At 72.4% G+C, this 16,538-nt stretch carries 13 protein-coding genes; 5 read left to right on the plus strand and 8 right to left on the minus strand.

Features of this window, described 5'->3' with window-relative positions:
• The 7 genes from E1294_RS33195 to E1294_RS33225 all read right to left on the minus strand — a co-directional run.
• Positions 1-1,038, minus strand: a 1,038-nt coding sequence (locus tag E1294_RS33195; protein WP_220448064.1) for a hypothetical protein, incomplete at its 3' end; no start/stop codon positions are given.
• A gap of 50 nt (positions 1,039-1,088) precedes the next feature.
• Positions 1,089-2,021 carry a methionyl-tRNA formyltransferase gene (locus E1294_RS33200; RefSeq protein ID WP_132514926.1) on the minus strand — a complete coding sequence of 311 codons (933 nt, stop codon included), beginning with the start codon at positions 2,019-2,021 and terminating at the stop codon, positions 1,089-1,091.
• On the minus strand, positions 2,018-2,707 hold the full coding sequence (locus E1294_RS33205; RefSeq protein WP_132514927.1) for a PIG-L deacetylase family protein: 690 nt from the start codon (positions 2,705-2,707) through the stop codon (positions 2,018-2,020). Before E1294_RS33205 ends, E1294_RS33200 begins: the two co-directional genes overlap by 4 nt.
• Positions 2,694-3,698 (minus strand): NAD-dependent epimerase/dehydratase family protein, encoded by a 1,005-nt coding sequence (locus tag E1294_RS33210; protein WP_132514928.1) that lies wholly within the window; start codon positions 3,696-3,698, stop codon positions 2,694-2,696. The genes E1294_RS33205 and E1294_RS33210 overlap by 14 nt, the downstream gene beginning before the upstream one ends.
• Before the next feature lie 146 nt (positions 3,699-3,844).
• Positions 3,845-4,204: a hypothetical protein gene (locus tag E1294_RS33215; RefSeq protein ID WP_132514929.1), complete on the minus strand. Its 360-nt coding sequence runs from the start codon at positions 4,202-4,204 to the stop codon at positions 3,845-3,847.
• A gap of 9 nt (positions 4,205-4,213) precedes the next feature.
• On the minus strand, positions 4,214-5,119 hold the full coding sequence (locus tag E1294_RS33220) for a WXG100-like domain-containing protein (RefSeq protein ID WP_132514930.1): 906 nt from the start codon (positions 5,117-5,119) through the stop codon (positions 4,214-4,216).
• Positions 5,116-5,538: a YbaB/EbfC family nucleoid-associated protein gene (locus E1294_RS33225; RefSeq protein ID WP_132514931.1), complete on the minus strand. Its 423-nt coding sequence runs from the start codon at positions 5,536-5,538 to the stop codon at positions 5,116-5,118. Before E1294_RS33225 ends, E1294_RS33220 begins: the two co-directional genes overlap by 4 nt.
• 157 nt (positions 5,539-5,695) lie before the next feature.
• On the opposite strand from E1294_RS33225, the gene E1294_RS33230 reads away from it, so the two are divergent.
• Together E1294_RS33230 and E1294_RS33235 are read left to right on the plus strand one after the other, a co-directional pair.
• Positions 5,696-6,850, plus strand: coding sequence for an amidohydrolase family protein (locus tag E1294_RS33230; protein ID WP_132514932.1), 1,155 nt, complete (start codon positions 5,696-5,698; stop codon positions 6,848-6,850).
• Positions 6,851-6,914: 64 nt separating this feature from the next.
• Entirely contained in the window at positions 6,915-9,683 is a 2,769-nt protein-coding gene (locus E1294_RS33235; protein ID WP_132514933.1) for a glycoside hydrolase family 2 TIM barrel-domain containing protein, read from the plus strand.
• Between the two features lie 95 nt (positions 9,684-9,778).
• On the opposite strand, the gene tuf is transcribed toward E1294_RS33235, so the two are convergent.
• A complete protein-coding gene (gene tuf / locus E1294_RS33240; protein WP_132514934.1) occupies positions 9,779-10,945 on the minus strand; it encodes an elongation factor Tu in 1,167 nt (388 codons plus the stop codon).
• 659 nt (positions 10,946-11,604) lie between these two features.
• Between tuf and E1294_RS33250 the strand changes: the two genes are divergently transcribed.
• The 3 genes from E1294_RS33250 to E1294_RS33260 all read left to right on the plus strand — a co-directional run bounded on the left by E1294_RS33250 (position 11,605) and on the right by E1294_RS33260 (position 16,483).
• Positions 11,605-13,497, plus strand: a complete 1,893-nt coding sequence (locus tag E1294_RS33250; protein WP_165977603.1) for a S9 family peptidase — start codon at positions 11,605-11,607, stop codon at positions 13,495-13,497.
• A complete protein-coding gene (locus E1294_RS33255) occupies positions 13,461-14,789 on the plus strand; it encodes a serine hydrolase domain-containing protein (RefSeq protein WP_246083462.1) in 1,329 nt (442 codons plus the stop codon). The genes E1294_RS33250 and E1294_RS33255 overlap by 37 nt, the downstream gene beginning before the upstream one ends.
• A gap of 95 nt (positions 14,790-14,884) precedes the next feature.
• On the plus strand, positions 14,885-16,483 hold the full coding sequence (locus E1294_RS33260; RefSeq protein WP_132514936.1) for a PucR family transcriptional regulator: 1,599 nt from the start codon (positions 14,885-14,887) through the stop codon (positions 16,481-16,483).
• Positions 16,484-16,538 lie beyond the last annotated feature (55 nt).

A 16,538-nucleotide genomic window follows, 5' to 3' on the forward strand; every position in this document is an offset into this window, starting at 1 on the left:
GGTGAGGCCGGAGGCCAGGCGGGGCCGGGGTTTCCGCGCGGCCGGCACACCTGCCAGCCCCGCTTCGAGGCCCGCCCTGGCGACGTCGTGCAACTCCGGCCACAGCCGGGCGAGCTCGCGCGCCCCGAGCTCATGGCAGAGCCCGCCGGGGCCCATGGTGGCCAGCGCCTCGTCCACGACCCGCGCGTCACCGCGCGGCCCGCGGTGGACGACCCCCATCGTGTACGCCGTCAGCCACAGCGGGAAATGCGGCCCTGCTCCCGTCTCCGCCCTTGCCTGGGCCCGCAGTGAGCCCGCGTCGATCCCCAGCCCGGCCAGGTAGTCGTCGCACCGGAGGTCCCGCCACCGGCCGGATCCCGGCACGCGTACCGCGCACTGGGCCACGCCGCGCTTGTAGAACGGGATCACGGGCAGCCGGTCGAGCACCCGCTCCTCGGCCACGCCGGCCAGCAGGTCGTCGGCGAAGAAGCACGGGGAGCGGCGCACTCCCTGGAAGTCGTTCTCCACCAGGCTGGCCAGGTCCTCGTGCTCGGCCAGGCTCGGCACCGCCACGTACACCGGCACCCCGGCCTGGCGCAGGTAGCGGCCCATGAGCACGTCGTCGGGCCAGGTCTCGCCCCGGTCCCTGGCCCATTCCACGTATCCCGCGGCGACCTGCCTGGGCAGCAGCAGCGCCGCCACCGGTGTGTACTCGCCCGCCCCGCGCACCCAGCGTGCCCCGGCGAGCGCGCCCATCCGCACGGCGGCGCCGTTGCGCGAGTTCCAGAACGCGAACAGGGCCAGCGCGGCGCCCGGCATGGCGCGGGCGGCACGTTCCGCGCGCTCGAAGAACCGGCCGGACAGGGCCATGTCGTCGTGCAGCAGCACGTGGTGGGTGGCGTTCTCGGGGATGCTCGACCAGGCCAGCAGCGAGGTGCGGAACGCCGAGGGCCGGCCCGCGGGATCCGGGTCGGTCACCACGTCCAGGACGTTCCCGGCCAGCCGGGCGGCCGCCTCCCTGCGCCGAGGATGCGCCATCACCGCCCCGGTCAGCCGCATGCCCCCTTCCGGATCCGCGCCTCCGGAGTGCGGTGGGTCGCCGGACGGTCTCAGGTGCCCAGACATGCGCCGACCGCGAGCTCGTCCGCCTCCAGCAGGCCGAGGGCGTCGCGCCGCTCGCCGCCCTCCCACTGGACCTCGCGCACCACCAGCAGTCCCGACCCGCAGGCCACCAGCATTCCGCCGGTGCCGGTCGACCACACGGGCGCGAGCACCGTGCCCGCGGGCTCCGCCCCGCCGTGCTCGACGAGGTCGGCACTGTGCACGTACAGCCGCCTCCCCGCCACGGACGTGAACGCGCCCGGATAGGGGGCGGCCAGCGCGCGCACCCAGTCGTAGAGGTCGGAGGCGGGCCGCGACCAGTCGATCACCCCGTCCTCCGGCCGTCGCTTCTCCCACCACGACCCGCCGGGCTCCTGCGGCCGCGCCACCACCCGCCCGTCCAGCAGCAGCGGGATGTACGTCGCCAGCAGGCCGATGTTGATCTCGGTGACCTTGCGGTACACCGCGGTGACGTCGTCGCGGCGGCTGATGGTGAACTCCCGCTGCGCGATCAGGTGACCGGTGTCGGCACCCTCGTCCAGGAAGAAGAGGCTGACCGCGCTCGTGGTGAGCCGCTTGATGATCGTCCACGGCAGCGCGGCCCGTCCCCGCCCTTCGGGCAGCCGGGTGGGGTGCAGGCCGATCGACCCCCTCGGGCAGGCCGACAGCAGCGGCTCGCGGACGAGCTGCGACCATCCCGCGATGACGAACAGGTCCATGCCCTTGACCCGCTCGTAGGCCTGCCCGTCGTTGATGTCGTCCGTCTCCAGCAGCGGGATGCCGTGCTTGTCCGACGCCTCGCGCAGCGGCGCGTACCCGGAGCGGTGGCTGAGCCGCGGCGGGTAGCCGATCAGCAGCGACGGCGGTGTGCCCTGCGCGACCAGCACGTCCACGGCCGGGGCGGCGAACTCCATGCCGGTGGCGAACGCGAACGTCTTCACAGGACCTCCCTCAGCGTCCCGAACGCCTCGGCGTGAGCGACGCCGATCTCCGCCCCGCGCAGCGTGGCCAGCGCCGTCACCGACTCCTCGCTCCTGATGTGCGGCGAGGGCCGGTGCTGGCTCTTGTAACCGCGCAACGCGGCCAGTTTGCGCCGCAGGTGGACGCCGATGTCGCAGTACGCCGTCGAGCGCGGGATCGGCTCCGAGGCCCACTGGATCTTCGACATCTCGTACATGAGGACGTTGGGCACCAGCCACTTGCCGAACTGCGGCGCGATCGGCCGGGCCGCGGCGAAGGCGGCGTGGAACACCGCGCAGTGGTCCTGGTCGTAGTCGGCGAAGCTGGGCAGCAGCAGCAGGTCGGGCCGCCGCTCGTTGAGCGCCTGCTCGAACAGGTCGACCAGTTCCCTGCGCGGCAGGGTGTCGAGCCGTTCGGTCAGCCCGCGGTCGCCGTACGCGATCTCGTACGTGAAGCCGAGCACCTCGCGCACGTTCTCGATCTCGTCCAGGCGCTGGCGGTAGGTGGTGGCCCCGTCGAGCCCGTAGTGGCGCATGCCGTCCACGGCCAGGTACAGGACGTGCACCTCGGCTCCGGCGTCGGCCTGCGCCGCCATCAGGCCGCCGCAGCCCAGAACCTCGTCGTCGGCGTGGGGGGAGATCACCAAGACGCGGTCAAAGCGGCGCATTCACTGCCCTTCGGTCCTCTCTGGCACGGTAATAGTCGGCGGTGCTCAGGATCAGCTCGTCGAGCGGGATCCGGGGCCGCCAGCCCAGGCCGGTGGCCGCCCTGAGCGCGGGGATCTTGTGGAACGACTCGGCCTCCGCGTAGTGGGGGCCGTGCACGCTCCTGCCGTCCACCCTGACGATGGGGGAGGGGCTGGCGAGCAGGTTCTTGACGCGTTCCGCCAGGTCCATGATGGTGACGGCGTTGGCGGGGTTGCCGACGTTGATGATGACCTCGTCGCCCTGCAGCGCCAGGTCCATGTAACCGGTGAGGAAGCCCGTCAGGTCGCCGGCCGCGATGAACGCCCTGATCTGTTCCCCGCCCGCGAAGACGGTGATGGGCCGCCCGGCCAGCGCCTGCTGCACGAACGTCGGCATCACGAACCCGCCGGCCCGCGACTGCCGCGCCCCGGCCACGTTGAAGGGCCGGATGACGATCCCGCGCAGCCCGTGCCTGCGGCTGTTGCAGACCATCGCCTCGGCCAGGGTCTTGGCGACCGCGTACTCGATGCGCGTGTTGTACTGCGTCGGGACGACGATGTCGTCCTTCTCGTCCAGGACGCCGCTGCGGCCGTACACCTCGGCGGAGCTGAACACGCACAGCGGCGTCCCGGCGTTCATGCACGCTTCGATGACCGGCGCGGTGCTCCCGATGATGTCGTGGCCGAGCCGTCCTGCCCGTGACAGGATGCTGGCCGGGCCCACGTAGGAGGCGGCGTGGATGACCCGGTCCACGCCCGCGAAGTCGCCGCCCGCGGCAAGATAGTCCTCGACGCGCTCCCGGACGACGGCGCAGCGGGGGTCGGCGTCGTAGTCCTCGCCGTCGATGACCGCGCCGGCGTTCGAGTCGATGATCCGTACGCGGTGGCCGGCCGCGAGGTAGGCGTCCACGAGATGAGAGCCGATGAAACCGAGACCGCCGGTGATGACGACTTCGCCACCTGGTGCTCGCACGGACCCGCCTTTCCCGCTCGAGGAAAACGGTCACACGGGGCTATGTAGCCCCTTGGTCATCTAGGCGGGATTAAAACAGTTTTCGCCCTTCTTGTCACCCATGGCCACAACTTTTCACCAGGCCGGAGAAGCGCACGTGCACGCGGCTATCCCGCGCCCCAGACGGGCTGGTCGGGATCGGGCGGAGGAAGCGTCGCGAGGATGGCGGCCACGCTCTCCCAGTCGGCGACCGCGACGTTGCCGGCCATGAGCCGCAGCCGGGCGGCGATCTCGTGGTGCGCGTAAACGAACACCTCGATGCCCTCCTTGACCTGGCCGGTGACCGCTTCGTACCCCATGCCGCCACCCTGGCCCTTGAAGAAGGTCACACCCTCATTCCCGTCGCCCCAGAAGTCGCCGATGGCGTCGAGTTCGTCCCTCGCCTGCGTGACGAACTCCGCGAGGTCGTCCCCTTCGAGGTCGAACCCCTCCGCCGACAGGCCGATCCGCGATCGGTCGATCTCCATGTCGTCCTCTCAGCGCGCGGGTTTGTGAGCCATGGTGAAATACACCAGCATCCTGCCGATGGTCTCCTTCCAGGTGGGGGCGAGGTCGGAGCCCGTCTCCCCGCTCAGGACGCCGTACGTGGGGCCGTAGCCGATCGATCCTCCGGCCAGCCGGCTCAGGAAGTACTGCACGTCAGGGTTGGCGCTCACCCTCTTCATCAGGGGCGCCGCGGCTTCGAACACGCCGTAGAAGGCGACCGACGCGGCGAACTCCTTCAGCGCCTGCGTCGCGTTCTCCTGGAACGACCCGACGTCCTCGCCCCGCAGCGCCTTGACCCCCGCCACCACCGACACGTCACCGATCGCGAAGATGGCGCTGCCGAGGGAGTACTCCGTCAGCTTGCTCAGCACGATCTTGGCGATGCTGTGCTCCAGCAGCTTCGCCAGCATGCCCGCCTGCGCCCGGCGCATGAGGAACTGGGTGACCTGGTACGCCGCTCCCGCCTGCCAGGGAAAGGTGGCGATGTAGACGAAGCTGGCGAAGTTGGCCAGCGCGAGCGTCTCGTACGTGCGCCGCACCGCGTCGATCACGTCGGCGAACTCCATGCAGGCCGCGGCGTTCTGCCGGCAGCGGCGGACGAGTCTGGCGGCGTATCCCGCGTCCTCGTCGGCCGGATACAGTTCGGCGGTGACGGCGCGCTTGTAGGCGTTCACCCCGTCACCGCCGTTGTGCCGCCAGACGGCCTCGGCCGAGGGGAACGTGCGGTGCGGGCTCTGCTCGATGCGGTCGGCCAGCCGGTTCCAGACGGCGGCGGCCTGGCGGGCCCCGGCGGGATCGCCCTTCGGATATTCGACGGAGAGCATCTCGAAGACGAAGCCGGCCAGGCCGAGGGTCCCGAAACCGAAGATGCCCGCGCGGCCGAAGGAGAACTTCAACGCCTGCGACCCCCGCGGGGGTCGTCCCGCACGCCGTCGTCCAGCGGCGTTCCGGCGATGAACGGAGTCACCAGGTCGGCCGCCGCCTGCCCGGCGTCCCGCGCCGCCTCGCCCGCCGCCTCCAGGATCGCCTCCGCCAGCGCGGCCGAGCCGAGGCGCATGGCACGCGGGTCGATGGTGAGCCCGGTGAGCCCGCCGGTCTGCGTGGCCTCGGCGACCACGCGTCCCTGCGCGGCCTCGCCGCGGCCTCTGACCGCGGTGACCTGGTCGTTCAGCCGCTCCAGCGCCGCCACGTCCTCGCGGTAGCCCTTGAGCAGCCTGCCGAGCTCCCGATCTCCCGCGGCGTCGAAAGGATTCGCCGGTGGTGTCTTCCCCGTCTCCTGGCTCACAACCCTGCCCTGGCACGTCGCTGCTGTCATTGAAGATCTTCTACCTTATCCACAAACAAAGCCGGACATATAGGGAGGTCCCGGACCTTTTGCGTCGGCGGCCCGCCGGGCAGCGGCGCGTGCACCCCGGCGCGGGCAGCGCTTCACCTATCCTGGTCGCCTACGCTGACCTTGGGAGACATCGCCGATGTCCATGGAGCTCGACCTCGTGCCCAGCGGCCTCGCGCGGGTCATCGACGAGCTGCCGCTGGTCGACCACCACGTGCACGGCGCCACCACCCGCGACCTGCCGCGCAGGGCGTTCGAGGAGATGATCGGCGAGTCCGACCGGCCGGTGCCCGAGTGGATGACCCGCTTCGACTCCCAGCTCGGCCACGCGATCCTGCGCCACTGCGCGCCCGTGCTCGGCCTCGGCCCGCACTGCGCGCCGGAGGAATACCTGGCCAGGCGGGCCAGGATCGGCACCGGCGAGGTCAACCGGCTGATGCTGGCGGCCTGCGGCGTCGGGCACTTCCTCGTCGAGACCGGCTACCGCGGCGACGAGCTCCTCGGGCCTGCCGGCATGGCCGAGGTCAGCGGTTCACCCGCCGACGAGGTGGTGCGGCTGGAGACCGTGGCCGAGCAGGTGGCCGCCGCCGGTTGCGGGGCGGGCGCGTTCGCCGGCCGGTTCGCGGAGACCCTGTGGGAGCGCACCCGCACGGCGCGCGGGCTCAAGACCATCGTCGCCTACCGGCACGGCCTCGACGTCGACCCCGAACCGCCCTCGGCGGCGGAGGTCGCCGAGGCCGCCGGGCGCTGGCTGGCCGGGGGAGGCGGGCGGCTGGACGATCCCGTGCTGCTGCGGCACCTGATCTGGGCCGGGCTCGACCGGGGGCTGCCCCTGCAGTTCCACATCGGCTACGGCGACCCCGACATCGACCTGCGCCGCTCCGACCCGCTGCTGCTGCGCGGCCTCATCGAGCGGGCCGAGCCCACCGGGGTGCCGCTGATGCTGCTGCACTGCTACCCCTACCACCGGCACGCGGGGCTGCTGGCGGAGGCGTACCCGAACGTCTTCTTCGACGTGGGGCTCGGCGTCAACCACACGGGCGCGCGGGGCACGGCGCTGGTGGCCGAGAGCCTTGAGGTGGCGCCCTTCGCGAAGGTGCTCTTCTCCTCCGACGCCTGGGGCCCGGCCGAGCTGCACTTTCTCGGAGCCCTGCTGTGGCGGAGGGCGATGGCGCGCGTGCTGGGCGGGTTCGTGGCCGAGGGGGAGTGGTCGGCGGCCCAGGCGGCGCGGGTGGCCTCGATGGTCGGCGTGGAGAACGCCCGCCGCGTCTACGACCTGGGCCCCGGCACGTGAACGGAGCACCGGACAGAGAACGCGACAATGACGAAACCGCCGCGAAGCCTTAGGCTCGGCAGCGATGGACCTCGAAAGCTACCGCCCCGGTTCCGGTCTGCTCGAACCCCGCGCGGCCCTCCGTTCCGACGCTCCCGCCCTCGACCTCAACGGCACGTGGCGCTTCCGCCTCTCGCCCGCGGCCGACGTCCCCGACGACTTCGCCCGGCCCGGCTACGACGACGCGGACTGGCACGACCTGCCCGTCCCCGCCCACTGGCCGCTGCACGGCCACGGCGCCCCCGCCTACACCAACGTCTCCTACCCGTTCCCCGTCGACCCGCCCCACGTGCCCGGCGAGAACCCCACGGGCGACTACCGCCGCGCGTTCGACCTGCCCGAGGGGTGGACGGGCGGCCGGCTGCGGTTCGAGGGCGCCGAATCCTTCGCCAGGGTCTGGCTCAACGGCCACGAGCTGGGCTTCTGGACGGGAAGCAGGCTGCCGGCCGAGTTCGACGCCGGCCCGTGGCTGAAGCCGGGACGCAACGTGCTCGCCGTGCGCGTGCACCAATGGTCGGCCGCGAGCTACCTGGAAGACCAGGACATGTGGTGGCTGCCGGGCATCTTCCGCGACGTCACGCTCACCCGCTCCACCGCCGACGTCTTCGTGCACGCCTCCTACGCGGACGGGCGTGGCACGCTCCGCTTCGACGGCGAGGGCACTCTGAACGTCCCCGAACTCGGCGTCGCCGAACTGGAGTCGGGAACCGAGATCACGGTCGAGGCGGTGCCGTGGACGGCCGAGACCCCCCGCCTGTACGACGCCGTGCTGACCTGCACCGGCGAGTCCGTACACCTGCGCGTCGGCTTCCGCACGATCTCCATCGCGGACGGCGTGCTCCTCGCCAACGGCATCCCGCTGCTGCTCAAAGGCGTCAACCGGCACGAGTTCCACCCCCGGCACGGCCGCGCGGTCACCTACGACACGATGCGCGAGGACGTGCTGCTGATGAAGCGGCACAACATCAACGCCGTCAGGACCAGCCACTACCCGCCGCACCCCGCCTTCCTCGACCTGTGCGACGAGCTGGGCCTGTGGGTGATCGACGAGTGCGACCTCGAGACCCACGGCTTCGGCCAGGTCGGCTGGCACGGCAACCCCACCGACGACCCCCGCTACGCCGACGCGCTGCTCGACCGCATGCGCCGCATGGTCGAACGCGACAAGAACCACCCCAGCGTCATCATGTGGTCGCTCGGCAACGAGGCGGGCGTCGGCAGGAACCTGGCCGTCATGGCCGGCTGGACCCGCGAGCGCGACCCGTCCCGCCCGCTGCACTACGAGGGCGACCGTTCCTGCGCGCACACCGACGTCTACTCACGCATGTACGCCTCCCACGCCGAGGTCGAGGCCATCGGCCGTTACGAGGAGGAGGCGCTCGAGGACCCCGGCCAGGACGCGCGGCGGCGGGCGATGCCGTTCCTGCAGTGCGAGTACGCCCACGCCATGGGCAACGGGCCCGGCGGGCTGGCCGAGTACCAGGAGCTGTTCGAGCGTTACCCGCGGCTGGCCGGCGGGTTCGTCTGGGAATGGATCGACCACGGGCTCGAGCACCCCGACCACGAGTACGCCTACGGCGGCGACTACGGCGAGCCCGTACATGACTCGAACTTCGTGATCGACGGGCTCGTGTTCCCCGACCGCACACCGTCACCCGGGCTGCTCGACCTGAAGAAGGTGTTCGAGCCGGTCAGGTTCGAGTTCGGCGACGGCGTCGTGCGGATCGTCAACGGACACGGCTTCCGCGACCTGTCCCACCTGGAGTTCGTCGCCTCGGTGGAGGTGGAGGGCGAGACCGTCGCCGAACACCGGCTCGACGTGCCCGCCGCCGGGGGCGAGTGCAAGGTGCCCGACGTGAGCGGCCCCGACGGCGAACGGTGGCTGACCGTGCGCGCCGTGCTCGCCCGCGACGAGCCGTGGGCGGACGCCGGCCACGAGGTCGCGTGGGGGCAGGCGCTGCTGGTCCGGCACCCCGCCCGCTTCGAGCGGTCCCCGGCCGCGCTCGTGACCGGCGGCACGGAGATCACCGCCGGCGACTCCGCGTTCGACGCCGCCTCAGGCCGGCTCGTCCGGCTCTTCGGGGTCGACGTCGAAGGCCCGCGGCTCGACCTGTGGCGGCCGCCCACCGACAACGACAGGTACGGCGGGCTCGAAGGCGCCTGGCGCGGGCTCGGCCTGCACCGGCTCACCCACCGGGTCGTCGCGGTCGAACAGGGCGACGAGCTGACCGTCCGCACCCGGGTCGCGCCCGCGGCCACCGACCACGGGATCTGGGCGACGTACCGGTGGACGTTCGACGGCGGGCTCCGGCTGCTCCTGGACATCGAGCCCACCGGCGACTGGCGCGACCCGATCCCGCGGCTCGGCGTCACCATGTCGCTGCCCCGCACCTTCGACCGGGTCACGTGGTTCGGGATGGGGCCCGGCGAGGCGTACCCGGACACCGGGCTGGCCGCCCGCATGGGCCGCTGGTCGGCCACGATCGACGAGCTGCAGACGCCGTACGTCCACCCGCAGGAGAACGGCCACCGGGCCGAGGTGCGATGGGCCGACTTCGGCGGGTTCAGGGTCACGGGGGATCCCGTGTTCGGGATGACGGCGCGGCCGTGGAGCAACGACGCGCTGACCCGCGCCCGCCACCGTCCCGACCTGGTGGCGGGCGACCGCGTGTATCTCCACCTGGACCTCGCGCACCAGGGCATCGGCACCGCCACCTGTGGTCCGGGGGTGCTGCCCGCGTACGAGCTGCGGGCCCGCCGGTCGACGCTGAGGATCCGCTTCGACCCGACATGACCCGGCTCCCGCGCCCGGCCCGGCCGAGGCGACCGGTCCGGGCTGCCCGGTCCGGCCGGCGCGCAGGCCGACGCGGCCGGGCCGGGGCGGGATCGTCAGGCGGGCACGGTGAGGATCGTGCCCGCGCCGACCGTCAGCCCGCCCTCGCGGATCGCGAAGCCGAGCCCGGGCTCCAGCGCGACCGCCTTGCCCAGCTCCACCGCCACCTCGACCGTGTCGCCCGGCTGCGCCGGCTCGGGCAGCGTCAGCTCTCCGGGCACGTCGGTCGTGCGCAGGTAGAACTGCGGCCGGTACCCGGACGCGATCGGCCTGCGCCGCCCGCCCTCCTCCGCGGTCAGGAGGTAGACGCGGGCGGTGAACGACGCGCGGGCCCGCTGGCTGCCCGGCTCGGCCACCACCATCCCCCGCCGCACCTGCTCGCGGCGCACCCCGCGCAGCAGCACGGCGGCGTTGTCGCCGGCCTCGCCCCGCTCCATCGTCTTGCCGAACGTCTCCACGCCCGTCACGACGGCGCCGAACCCGTCCCCGAACCCGACCGCGTCCACCGTGTCGCCGACGCGGACCGCGCCGCGCTCGATGGCGCCGGTGACGACCGTGCCGCGGCCGGTGACCGTCAACACGTTCTCCACCGGCATGAGGAACGGCGCGTCGACGTACCGCACCGGCACGGGGATGTGCTCGTCCACCGCCGTGAGCAGCGCGTCGACCGACGCCGTCCAGACCGGGTCGCCCTCCAGCGCCCGCAGCCCGGACACCCGCACCATCGGGACGCCGTGGTAGCCCTGCCCGCTCAGCAGGTCCTGCAGCTCCAGCTCCACCAGGTCGAGCAGCTCCGGGTCGGCGCCGTCGGCCTTGTTGACGGCCACGACCAGGTGCTCGACGCCGACCCGCTTGGCGAGCAGCACGTGCTCCCTGGTCTGCGGCATGATCCCGTCGTGCGCGGACACGACGAGGATCGCGCCGTCGAGCTGCGCCGCCCCCGTGATCATGTTCTTCACGTAGTCGGCGTGCCCCGGCATGTCCACGTGCGCGTAGTGCCTGGTGGCGGTCTCGTACTCGACGTGCGAGATGTTGATCGTGATCCCCCTGGAGGACTCCTCCGGGGTCCTGTCGATCCGCTCGAACGGCGTGAACGTCGCCTGCCCCCGCGCCGCGAGCACCTTGGTGATCGCGGCGGTCAGCGTGGTCTTGCCGTGGTCGACGTGGCCCATCGTGCCGATGTTGAGGTGCGGCTTGTTGCGCACATAGGCCTGCTTGGCCATGATTCCCTTTCCTGAGACTCCCGAGCTTCGTGACCCGTCAGGGCCGGTCGACCTCCCCCCGCCGGGTCACTTCATGACGAACGGGAAGAGGTCAGCGCTCCAGGCCGTCGCAGGCACGCTCGAACGCGCCCGCCGGCAGGGCGGGCGTCGTCAGGTGAGCGCGCGGGAACATGATGAACATCGTGCGACGATCAGCACGGGGACGCAACACATTATTCCCGTGCGCATCCGCCCTTCGCGAGGCTCTCGTCAGCGGGGCCTGAGCCGGTGGGCCAGGTCGAGCCAGTGGGTGACGTCGGAGGCGGAGTGGTGCCGGATGGCCCAGTCCACCAAGCAGGCTCATGTGCGCCCAGCAGACCAGCGCCACCGTGCCAGAAGCTGTGCTGGAAACCGTCTCAGGGACGTCCGCCAGCAGGTGGGGTGCGCGTCCGGCCAGGTCGAAACGGAGCGAGACCAGGTCGAACCTCACGTAGACCAGGGGTCAGTATGCCGGGGCGAATCCACCGGCCCGGCCGTCGCGGACCGCGGCGCGGCGCAGATCGGGCCGCCATCGGGATCCCGGGCGGGGCGGTCCCGGCTTGGACCCGGGCACAACGGAACCCGTGCCGTTCGTCGGATAGTCCGAAGATGGGGGAATGGTGCTGCTCTACGGTTCGGATATGCCGCGTCTCACCCTGGATGATCTCTACCGCTTCGCCGTCCCCTCCGATCCCTGCCTGCGTCCCGACGGCGGCGCGGTCGCGTACACATTGACCACCGTCGACCGGGACGCCGACGAGAACCGCACGGAGATCTGGCTCGCCGCGCCCGGCGCCCCTCCGCGCAGGCTGGCCGGCGGGAGCGCGGCCCGGTGGTCGCCGGACGGGCGGACGCTGGCGTTCCTGCGGCCTGTGGACGGCAGGCCGCAGATCCACCTGCTCCCCATGGACGGCGGCGAGCCGGCCCCGCTCACCTCGGCGGTGCTGGGAGCGGGGGCGCCGCGGTGGTCGCCGGACGGCACCCGCATCGCGCTCAGCGCTCCGGTGGGGCCCGGCGGACAGGCCCCCGATCCGGACGCGCCCGTGGTGACCGACCGGCTGGAGTACAAGGCGGACGGCACGGGGCTGCTGCGCGGGATGAGCGCGCACCTGTTCGTGGTGGACGTGGCGAGCGGGGAGACGACCCAGGTCACCGAGGGCGACTTCTTCGCGGGGGAGCCGTCGTGGGGTCCGGACGGAACGCGGCTGGCGTTCGTCGCGGCCATGGAGTCCGATCGCGACCTCGACGTGCGCGGCGCCGTCCACTCCGTGGAGGTCGGCAGGAGACCCGATGGGGAAGCCGGCGGGGAGCCGCGGCGGCTGACCGGTCCCGAGCTCATCTGCACCGGAGTGTGGTGGCTGGGCGAGCGGCTGGTCGTCACCGGCATGAAGGGCAGCCCCGTCAGGCACGTGCGGCTCTTCACGCTCGTCCCCGGCGGTCGTCCCGAGGAGATCGAGACGGGGCTGGACCGCAACGTCATGACCGGGGCCCCCGGCTACCCCGGCGCCGTCCCCGCGCTCCTGTCCGGCGACGGAGACGACCTGGTGCTCTGCGTCCGCGACCGCGGCTGCTCCCACCTCTACCGCGCCACCGGCGAGAGGCTGGTGCCCGAGGAGGCGAGCGTGTCGGGGGCGAGCGTGGCGGCCGGCCGGATCGCGTACGTGGCCGCGACCCCCCACAGCGCCGGCGACGTCTACCTCGGCCGGCCGGGAGAGACCCCGGCGCGCCTCACCGACCACGCGCTCGACGGCGTCGAGCTGTTCACGCCTGCCCGCCGCACGTTCACCGCCCCCGACGGCACCCCCGTCGAGGGTTTCGTGTTGCGGGACGAGAACGCCGCCACCCCCGGCCCGCTCCTGCTCGACGTGCACGGCGGCCCTCACAACGCCTGGGCACCCGTGCTCGACGGCTTCCACCTCTACCACCAGGCCCTGGCAGCCAGGGGCTGGACGGTGCTCGCGCTCAACCCCCGCGCCAGCGACGGCTACGGCGAGGACTTCTACACCGCGGCCGTCGGCGCCTGGGGGTTGGCCGACGCCCAGGACTTCCTCGCCGCCGTCGACACGCTGATCGAGGAGAACGTCGCCGACCCCGACCGGCTGGCCGTCACCGGCTACAGCTACGGCGGCTACATGACGTGCTGGCTGACGGGCCATACCGGCCGCTTCAAGGCCGCGATCCCGGGCGGGTGCGTGAGCGACCTGACCAGCCTGGCCGGCACCTCGGACCTGGGGCACATGATGAAGGTGCACGAATGGACCGGCGACCTCGCGGCCCAGTCGCCGATCACCTACGTGTCCGAGGTCGGCACCCCCACGCTCCTCCTGCACGGCGAGAGCGACGACCGCTGCCCGGTCGGCCAGTCAGAGCAGTGGTTCGCCGCGCTGCGCGAGCGGCGCGTGCCCGTCCGGCTGGTGCGCTACCCCGGCGCCAGTCACCTGTTCATCCTGAACGGCCGGCCCTCACACCGGTACGACTACAACGAAAGGATCATCACGTGGCTGGAGGAATGGGTCAGCGGCTCCCCGAGCTGATCGCTCAGTACGAGGTGCCCGGCGCGGCGCTGGCGTACCTGCACGAGGGAGAGCTGCGCGAGTTCGCCGCGGGCACGCTCAACACCGCCACCGGCGTCGAGGCGACCCCGGACGCGCTCTACCAGATCGGCTCGGTCACCAAAGTGTGGACCGCCACCCTGCTCATGCGGCTGATCGAGCGGGGCCGCCTGACGCTGGACACCACCGTGGCGGAGGTGCTGCCGGAGTTCAAGGTCGCCGACGCCGAGGTCAGCAAGGCCGTCACCATCAGGCACCTGCTCTCCCACACCAGCGGCATCGACGGCGACCTGTTCCTCGACACCGGCCGCGGCGACGACTGCGTCGAGAAGTACGTCGAGGCGTGCGCCGGCCTGACCCAGAACCACCCGCTCGGCGTCACCCAGTCCTACTGCAACTCCGGGTTCGTCATCGCGGGCCGCGTGGTGGAGCGCCTGACCGGCGACCGCTGGGACGACGCGCTCAGGAAGGAGATCGTCGATCCGCTCGGCCTCACCCACACCTGGACCCTGCCCGAGGAAGTGCTGCGCTTCCGCGCCGCGATGGGTCACGTGGACGGCGGCGCGCCGGCTCCGGCGTGGGGGCTCATGCGTTCGGCCGGCCCGGCCGGGCTCATCTGCGCCCGCCCCGCCGATGTGGTCGCCTTCGCCCGCGCCCACCTGCGCACGACCGGGGAGGGCGGGCTGCTCGACGACCCGCGGGCCATGTGGGAGCCGCAGATCGACATCCCCAACCCGCACACCCTCGGCAAGCAGTGGGGCATCGGCTGGATCCTGGACGAGTGGGACGGGCAGCTCGTCATCTCCCACGGCGGCAACACCATCGGCCAGCACGCCATGCTCTGGGCCGTGCCCGGCACCGGGACCATCGTGTGCGTCACCGCCAACGGCGGCCACTCCAACCCCTTCACCCGCGCCCTGGCCACGGAACTGTTCGCCGAGCTCGACGGCCTGACCGTGCCCCCGCAGCCGCAGCCCCCCGGCCAGGACGCGGACGTGGACGCCTCCCGCCACACCGGCGTCTACGAGCGGGTGGGCGCCCGCATCACGGTGTCGCCGCGCGACGGGAGGCCCTGGATGCGGTACGAGGCCACGGGAGCGCTGGCCGCCCTGCAGCAGGAGCCGGAGGAGTGCGATCTGGTGCCCGTGGACGACGTCACGTTCGTGTGCCGGTTGGGCGGCTCGCCCGACTGGACGTCCGTCGTGTTCTACGAGCTGCCCGACGGCTCCCCGTACGTGCACATGGGCGCCCGCGCCACCCCGAAGACCGGCTGAGGGGGCGGCATGGACCTGCGGGACAGGCCCGGCGAGGCGGCCCGCGCGCACGGCGTGACCGGGTGACATCCGTTTTCGTGGATTATCGTGATCGGATGAGGAATCGTCCGCGTGCCAGTCTCGGGCGCATCCTCCATGACCTCGGCACTACGTTGCTCGACGTCGCCGCGTCACCCGGTGACCTCGACACCGAGGTCACCGGCGTGCACATCTACGACCCGCTCGACGAGCTGATCGTCCCGACCGGCGGGATCCTGCTGGCCGTCGGCGTCCAGCGCGCGGACGACATCTGCGCCCTGATCGAGCGGGCCGGGCAGGCCGCCGGCGTCGTCGTCAAGCTGCCCGTCGACGTGGACGAGCGGGTGCGGGCCGTGGTGCTGGAGACCGGCGTGGCCGTGCTCGGGCTCACCAGGGCGGCCTCCTGGTCGCAGGTCGCCGCGCTGCTGCGCTCGCTGCTGGCCGAGGGCGACCTGGCCGAGCCGGGGGAAGGGCCGCCGGACGACCTGTTCTCCCTGGCCAACGCCGTCTGCGCGCTGCTGGACGCGCCCGTCACGATCGAGGACAGGTCGTCGCGGGTGCTCGCCTACTCCGGCCGCCAGGACGAGGCCGACCAGGGCCGCGTCGAGACCGTGCTCGGCCGCCAGGTCCCCGACCGCTACCTGCGCATGCTCGACGAGCACGGCTTCTTCAAGCAGCTCTACCAGAGCCGCGAGCCCGTCTACATGAAGCTCGACGACGAGAACGTCATCAACCGGGTCGCCGTCGCGGTCCGCACCGGCGACGAGATCCTCGGCTCCATCTGGGTGGCCGTGCACGAGCCGCTCAGCGAGCAGCGGCGGCGCGCGCTTGCCGACGCCGCCAAGATCGTGGCTCTGCAGCTGCTGCGCGAGCGGGCCGGGGCCGACACCCGGCGGCGGCTCCGCGCCGACCTGCTGTCCACCGTGCTGGCCGGCGGCACCGACGCGGCCGAGGCGGCCGAGCGGCTCGGCATCGCCACCACCCGCCTGTGCGTGCTGGCCGCCCAGCTGACCGGCGACTCCGCCGCCGACCCCGCACGCGGCGAGAGCGATCGGCAGCGCTTCTGCGACGCGCTCGCGCTGCACGTCGGCGCCATCCATCCCAAGGCCGCCGCCGCGCTCGTCGGCTCCGTCGCGTACGCGGTGCTGCCCCTGCAGCCGGGCGGGCCGGAAAGCAGAGGGGAGGAGGCGCGGGCCGTACGCGTGGCCGAGAGCTTCCTGGCCAGGGTCGGGCCCCGGCACGCCGCCAACATCGGCGCGGGCCGCCTGGCGCTCAACCTGTCGCACGTCGCCAGGTCGCGCGCGGACGCCGACCGCGCGCTGCGCGTGCTGCGCGCCCGCGGCGCCACCGGCCAGGTCGCCGGGTACACCTCCGTGCACTTCGAGTCGCTGCTCCTCCAGGTCGCCGACGTGGCCGCCGCGGAGGAGCAGACGCCCACCGGCCCCTACCAGCGGCTGCTCGACCACGACGCGGAGCACGGCGCCGAGCTGACCGCCACGCTGCGGGCGTACCTGGACGCGTTCGGCGACGTCAACGCCGCCTGCGCCCAGGTCCACGTGCACGCCAACACCTTCCGCTACCGGCTCAAGCGTCTCGTCGAGATCAGCGGCCTCGACCTGTCGGACTCCGACGCCCGGCTCACCGTGATGTTGCAGATGCGGATCTTCGGCCGATAGCACGAGGCGGCCCGGCTTTTTCGTCACCGGGCACGAAGCACCGGGCCCGGCGAGG

Source organism: Nonomuraea diastatica, assembly GCF_004349015.1.
Classification (GTDB): domain Bacteria; phylum Actinomycetota; class Actinomycetes; order Streptosporangiales; family Streptosporangiaceae; genus Nonomuraea; species Nonomuraea diastatica.

Excerpts from the sequence above, each read along its gene's own strand:
- tuf (WP_132514934.1), bottom strand. The coding sequence starts at position 10,945 with ATGGCCAAGCAGGCCTATGTGCGCAACAAGCCGCACCTCAACATCGGC.
- E1294_RS33205 (WP_132514927.1), bottom strand. The coding sequence starts at position 2,707 with ATGCGCCGCTTTGACCGCGTCTTGGTGATCTCCCCCCACGCCGACGAC.
- E1294_RS33230 (WP_132514932.1), top strand. The coding sequence starts at position 5,696 with ATGTCCATGGAGCTCGACCTCGTGCCCAGCGGCCTCGCGCGGGTCATC.
- E1294_RS33260 (WP_132514936.1), top strand. The coding sequence starts at position 14,885 with ATGAGGAATCGTCCGCGTGCCAGTCTCGGGCGCATCCTCCATGACCTC.
- E1294_RS33250 (WP_165977603.1), top strand. The coding sequence starts at position 11,605 with ATGCCGCGTCTCACCCTGGATGATCTCTACCGCTTCGCCGTCCCCTCC.
- E1294_RS33235 (WP_132514933.1), top strand. The coding sequence starts at position 6,915 with ATGGACCTCGAAAGCTACCGCCCCGGTTCCGGTCTGCTCGAACCCCGC.
- E1294_RS33225 (WP_132514931.1), bottom strand. The coding sequence starts at position 5,538 with ATGACAGCAGCGACGTGCCAGGGCAGGGTTGTGAGCCAGGAGACGGGG.
- E1294_RS33215 (WP_132514929.1), bottom strand. The coding sequence starts at position 4,204 with ATGGAGATCGACCGATCGCGGATCGGCCTGTCGGCGGAGGGGTTCGAC.